This window comes from Mycobacterium sp., assembly GCF_035314665.1.
Taxonomy (GTDB): domain Bacteria; phylum Actinomycetota; class Actinomycetes; order Mycobacteriales; family Mycobacteriaceae; genus Mycobacterium.
In genome coordinates this window covers 1-3,870 of record NZ_DATFZD010000425.1, presented here as the reverse complement: position 1 = coordinate 3,870, position 3,870 = coordinate 1, and the positions used below count along the sequence as shown (strand labels likewise).

Below are 3,870 nucleotides of genomic sequence, written 5' to 3'. Positions count from 1 at the left end.
AGCCCCGCGCACAGGCCTTGGCCGATGAACGGCGGTGTCAGGTGCGCGGCGTCGCCGAGGATGAACATGTTGTTACGGCGCCAGCGGTTCGCCACCTGCGCGCGGAACGTGTACTCGGCGACGCGCACCAGCTCCAGCTGTTCTGGCGCAATGTCTTTCACCCACGGCCGGATCAGCGGGTAAAGCGCCTCCATCGTGTGGTAGTCGTCGGCCGTCTCGTCCGGCAGCAGCCGGAACTCCCACCGGTAGCGGCTTTCACCGATGCGCATGTAGGTGGCCGCCCGATGCGGATCGCACACCTGATGGACGCCTTGCCACTGGTTAAGCTCTGCGGTGGTCGCCACATCGACCACCAGCCAACGCTGCTGGAACTTCAACTCCTCCATGTGTGCGCCGATCGCGGTGCGGACCAGGCTGTTGGCGCCGTCGCAGCCGAGTAGATACCTCGTCTCCACCCGGTGCTCTTCGCCGCTGACCCGATCGGTGAACGTGACCTGCACTCTGTCGGCCCCGATCTGAACCGCTTCGGTCACCTCGGCATTGCCCCGCAGGACCGCGTGCGGGTAATGCTTGAGGTTCGCCCGCAGCAGCGCCTCGAATTCCGGCTGGTCAAACATGTTCGCCTGCGGGAAGCCATTTGCGCTTTCGGCGCAATTCCGATGAAACTGCGCAAGTATCCGCATGTTTCGGTCCCGCAGCTGCATACCAAGGGCCGGTTGCGAGATCGCCGCGAAGTCGTCGGCAATGCCCAATCCGGCAAGTAGGCGGTAGATTTCGTCGTCGAGGTGAACGGCACGTGGCTGTGGGTAGACGTCTTCCCAGCGGTCGAGAACAAGACAGTCGACGTCATACTGCGCAAGCTTCGTTGCCGCGGTGATCCCGGTTGGTCCCGCGCCGACGATCACCACTGGGACGAAGTCAGGGACGGCGCTCATGAGTACCTCACCACGTTGCGTTGCGTGCCGAGATCGATCTTGCCGTCGTCGGTTCCGATGGTAGCCTCGACGACATCGCCGTCATGCAAGTACTTCGTGTTCTTGGCCTGGCCGGCGAAGAACATCTTCCACTTGACGTCGTCCGGCAGTAGACCCACGAGCTTCTGCACTGGCTTCGGCGGCGCGGACAGCGCGGTGCCGACGGGGGTGCCGGTGATCACCAGATCGCCTACGGACAGTCGCTGGAACCGCGCCAGTGCCGCAACGGCCTGCACCGGCCGATAGATCATGTCGGCGTCGACCGTGCTGTCTTGCCGGGGTTCACCGTTGACGCGAAGCTGCAGGCGCAACTCACCGAAGCGACCCAGCTCGTCGGCGTCCAGCAGCACCAGCGCCGGCCCTACCGGGGTGAACGTCGGATACGACTTCGCTTCATAAAACTGCGTTTTGGTCAGCTGCACATCACGCGCCGACACGTCGTTGGTCACCACCAGCCCGCAGATGTAGTCGGCCAGGTTGTCGGCGGTGATCGCGGTGCCCACCGCCATGTCGCGACCGATCACCAAACCGATCTCCACCTCGTAATCCAGCAGGCGCACATGCGCAGGCTTGACGATGTCGTCGACAGGCCCGGCGATCGACCCCGACGCCTTACGAAAGAACGTCAGCGGCACCTTTTTCGGGTCACCTCCGGTGTCTTCGACGTGGGAGGCGAAGTTGGTCATCTGCGCAACGACGCGACACGGCTCGGTCACCGGTGACAGCAGCTCAAGGCCGCTCACCGGCACCGTCTCGGTGCTCGCGGCGGCCCGATCGATCGCCGGCCGCTCGGCCAACAGCTGCGCCGTCGTGGTTGCATCGGTGTCGATCTTGGCCACGGCGTCGGAACTGCCCGCCCACCAAGCATCGGCGGTGCGATAGATGGAAATGGTCATGAGCGTGCCGCTTTCAGTAGTCCCCGGAGGCGGGTGATGTCGAATTCGTTGTCGTCACGGACCGCGGTCAGCATCGACCGCAGTTCGTGAGCTGCTTCCCGGCTGGGGGTAATGCCGAGAAAATCCTTGCTGGCCGGCGGTCCCCACTGGGCCAGACCCGACGCGCTCAACGGCGCCCATCCCGGTGCGAGGGTGTTGTCGAACATGTCCCCGTCGCTGAAGTGCTCGACCAAGAACCCGTCGGGATCGCGCCAGTAGTCGAAGATCTGGCTGCCCTGGATATGCCTGCCGATCCCCCACGACCGGTGATACCCCAACTCGCGCAGGTATTCACCGCCCGCGGCGATCGCGTCCAGATCACATGTCTGATACGCAGAGTGCACATAGCGGTTCGACGGGCCCAACGCCAGCGCCAGGGTGTGGTGGTCGGTGGGTGTCGACCCGCGGTCGCAGCGGATGAAGCTCATCGCCGGGCCGCGGTCACGCTGGCCCGCGTAGTACATGAAATCGCTCACGATCAGGCCCAAGTGGTCAAGGTACCAGTTCAGCGTCTGGATGTACTTCGTGCTCTGAAGCACGACATGCCCCAACCGCTGCACGCGGGCCGGCTCGCGCGGGGGCCGCTGGGTGGCGTTGGCGCGGCGCAACTCATGCCCGAAGTTGAAGGTGTGCGGTTCTTGCGCGGGCAACCCGGCCAACTCGTGCATCCCAGCGACGACCCTGACCGCAATCCCGTTGGGGTCGGCCAGTTCTACCGCGACGCCGCCGATCGCCTCTGACAGCGTGTGGATCTTCCGCCCGGTCGCGCCGGCGAGCCGCTCGACGTCGGCCCGGTCCTCGGCGGCAAACGCCGTGCCGACGAAGCGCGAGCGCGGCCCGCGGCGGACGATCACGCAGGGCGATCCGGCATCGGTGCCCCGCAGCTGCAGCTCGTCGGCGGTGTGCAGCACCGTGCTGAAACCGAACGCCCGCGCGAAGGCTTCCGCGCGGACCAGGTCGGGTTTCTCGAATTCCAGCCAGGCTAGATCGCGAACCTTGATCAGGGGATTCCGGGAGCGCCCGGAGTGCTCGCCGCGCAGGGCGCCCTGCTCGCTGTGCAGGTCTTTGTGGGCATCGACGTGAGCGGCCACGGTGTCTCCTTCGCTTGACTGACGATATCGTCACTTATTCGAGGGCCCGCTGTCAAGACTTTCTGACGAAATTCTCAACATTGATGTTCTCTGCTAATATCGGCGCATGACCGAGGCCGACCCAGCTGCCGGAAACCGCCTGGAACGGCGCAAGATGCGCACCCGCGCGGCACTCATCCGCGCCGCGCAGACTTTCGTCGCCGCCGGCAAACTCAACGCGCCGGTGCTCGAGATCACCCAGGCCGCCGACGTCGGGATGGGTTCGTTCTACAACCACTTCGACAGCAAAGAAGAGCTGTTCCAGGCGGCGGTCAACGAGGTGCTCGACGAACTCGGCGCGATACTCGACAAGCTCACCGTCGAAGGCGAGGATCCAGCGCAGACATACGCCCGAAGTTTCCGGCTGGTCGGGCGGCTGTTCAGGCGGCGCCCGGAGATGTCCCGGGTGCTTCTCAACACCGGGTTGACGTTGATCTCCGCCGACCGCGGCCTGGCTCCGCGGGCCCTGCGCGACATTGACGCCGCCACACGGGCAGGCCGATTCTCAGTCGACGACCCCATGCTCGCGCTGGCGGTCGCCGGTGGCGCCCTGATGGGGCTCGGCCAGCTGCTGCACGACCAGCCTGAGCGTGACGACGCCGAGGCGGCCGATCGTGCCACCCGCGACGTGCTGATCATGTTCGGCTTGCCTGCCGACGAGGCCGCGGAGATCTGCCGTCGGCCGCTGCGTGACCTCGACGAGCTGACCGAGCCCGACTCCGCGGCGTGATCCGCATCGACACGTCTGGATGCTCGTATGACCAACTGGGTGGGTGTGCTGTATCCGCAGCAGACACCCGACGGCGTCGGCGTAGTGTGCCATCAAGTGAG

General features: G+C 65.3%; 4 protein-coding genes. 1 reads left to right on the top strand and 3 read right to left on the bottom strand.

The window, feature by feature from the left end:
• From VKI00_RS30550 to VKI00_RS30540, 3 genes are all read right to left on the bottom strand, one after another.
• On the bottom strand, positions 1 to 935 hold a 935-nt coding region (locus VKI00_RS30550), incomplete at its 3' end, for a bifunctional 3-(3-hydroxy-phenyl)propionate/3-hydroxycinnamic acid hydroxylase (protein ID WP_324446632.1).
• Entirely contained in the window at positions 932 to 1,870 is a 939-nt protein-coding gene (locus tag VKI00_RS30545) for a fumarylacetoacetate hydrolase family protein (protein WP_324446630.1), read from the bottom strand. The genes VKI00_RS30550 and VKI00_RS30545, both read right to left, overlap by 4 nt.
• Positions 1,867 to 3,000, bottom strand: coding sequence for a VOC family protein (locus VKI00_RS30540; RefSeq protein WP_324446628.1), 1,134 nt, complete (start codon positions 2,998 to 3,000; stop codon positions 1,867 to 1,869). Before VKI00_RS30540 ends, VKI00_RS30545 begins: the two co-directional genes overlap by 4 nt.
• Positions 3,001 to 3,106: 106 nt before the next feature.
• Here VKI00_RS30540 and VKI00_RS30535 point away from each other — a divergent pair, with 106 nt between their 5' ends.
• Positions 3,107 to 3,769 (top strand): TetR/AcrR family transcriptional regulator, encoded by a 663-nt coding sequence (locus tag VKI00_RS30535; RefSeq protein ID WP_324446626.1) that lies wholly within the window; start codon positions 3,107 to 3,109, stop codon positions 3,767 to 3,769.
• The last annotated feature ends 101 nt before the right edge of the window (positions 3,770 to 3,870 follow it).

Excerpts from the sequence above, each read along its gene's own strand:
- VKI00_RS30545 (WP_324446630.1), bottom strand. The coding sequence starts at position 1,870 with ATGACCATTTCCATCTATCGCACCGCCGATGCTTGGTGGGCGGGCAGT.
- VKI00_RS30535 (WP_324446626.1), top strand. The coding sequence starts at position 3,107 with ATGACCGAGGCCGACCCAGCTGCCGGAAACCGCCTGGAACGGCGCAAG.